Source organism: Caldivirga sp. MU80 (assembly GCF_001663375.1).
Classification (GTDB): Archaea; Thermoproteota; Thermoprotei; order Thermoproteales; family Thermocladiaceae; genus Caldivirga.
This window is the reverse complement of the sequence record NZ_LCTF01000065.1, coordinates 1-1698: the sequence shown is the minus strand read 5'-3', so window position 1 is coordinate 1698 and position 1698 is coordinate 1. Positions and strand designations below refer to the sequence as shown.

The window sequence follows — 1698 nt, the reverse complement described above, 5'->3', positions numbered from 1 at the left end:
CAAGACAACCCTAGCCGGTAGCTTCACAGTGACCGTGTACTACGCCCCGTTAACCATGGTGCAGGACTGGAACAGTAGACCACTTGCAAACCAGACCGTTGCGGTGTTCTTCGGTAATAGCCTAGTCGGCTTAACCGTAACCACGAGCAACGGTACCCTAGCCCAGCCACTACCTGAGAGTGTGAGCGTAACCGCAACCACCACGTTTGCCAACGGCACATCAGCCACAGCAACAGCCTTTGAGGGTATTAACACCACTGCCTTCACTACAACCTACACATCACCAGTCTACGGTGTGACCGTTGGCCAGGCCAGCAACACAGCCGCAACCACAATGGCTACACCACCAGTTAGGATTGCAGTGTTCTGGTACGACAGCTACCCACTGTGGCTACTTAAGCCATCCAAGTACTACTTCATAGACATCTACGACACCAGCGTACCCAATGATGTGTACCAGCTAGGCGACTCCTTCGCGGCTATCGGTGTTAGGACGTATGTATACGCCATGACTGTTACTGTTGAGACTATTGGCGGGCAGCCTGTCAGTAATGCCACCGTGATAACCTACGACTCAACCGCCAACGGTGTTGAGTTCGAGGCCATAACCACGACAGGCACCAGTGGCTCAGCCACGATATACGATGCCAGGGTGTCCAAGATAGGGACCACTGTGTACAGCCAGGTGCCGTCAACAAGCTTCTACGTCGTAGCCTACTACTACGTGCCGGGCGTTGGCTACGTTGAGGTTGGCAATGCAACATTCAGTATACAGCGTGGTGCCACTGTACCAAGTGGAGTGTTCAGCGTAACCCTAAGAGCAGTGCTAACCCCAGTGACCGTTGGTGTTAGCACAGGCCTATCACTGAGCACATTAACCAGCGTTGGCACCATACCAGTTGGCGCCAACCTAGCCATAGCTGTTAGTGAGCCAGTTTACAGCGTAGGCACCACCGGCATAGGCACGCCAAGCGTTGGTTCGCCATCAACGGCGCAGGTGTTCTCAGGTGTATTCACCGTGCCGTCAAGCGGCACCGTGACAACCCCAGTGATACCGATAAGCGTCAGTGGAGCCACCGTTAACGTAACCACTACCCAGTGGATGGGTGTTCCAATAGGCAGCTACTCAACTAAGCTGTACTACTTAACCGTGAGCAACGCAACCGCACCATTATCATACACCGTGCCTGCCGGTGCATTAACCGTGACACCTGCCCTGAAGCCGCTACCCAATGAACAGACCTCAGTGACCGTGTTCTACGGCACTACGCAGGTGACCACTGGTAGCTTACCAGGCACCTTCGTGCTTCCGGTGAATAGCCCAAGCGGCACAAGCTACACTGTGGACGTCTCGATACAGGGTGTGCCGGAGAGCCTAAGTGCCACCGTTATGAATGGCGTAGTGCAGAGCCTAATAGCCCCAGCCGGTGCCTTAGCCGTACAGTTCGCCGGTGGCTTGACTCCAGTCAGCTACACGTTGAACCTGACGTACAATGGCATGGTTGTTGCCAGCGGCTTAGCCAGCGACGTAAGCCTAGTGCTACCTCCAGGGACCTACAGCCTAACCGGTATCGTAACCGGTGTACCATTGTCAGCGATATCAGTGACCGTGGTTAACGGCTCAACCACACCAGTCACCATACCCGTAGGCAAGGTTGCCGTTGCCTTCGCCAGCGGCCTAACGCCAAGCAGCTACAC

1 pseudogene is annotated in these 1698 nt (G+C 54.9%); it reads left to right on the top strand.

Annotated features, from left to right (window positions below):
• Positions 1–1698 (top strand): annotated as a pseudogene (locus tag AAX04_RS12250) (hypothetical protein); the annotation flags it as partial.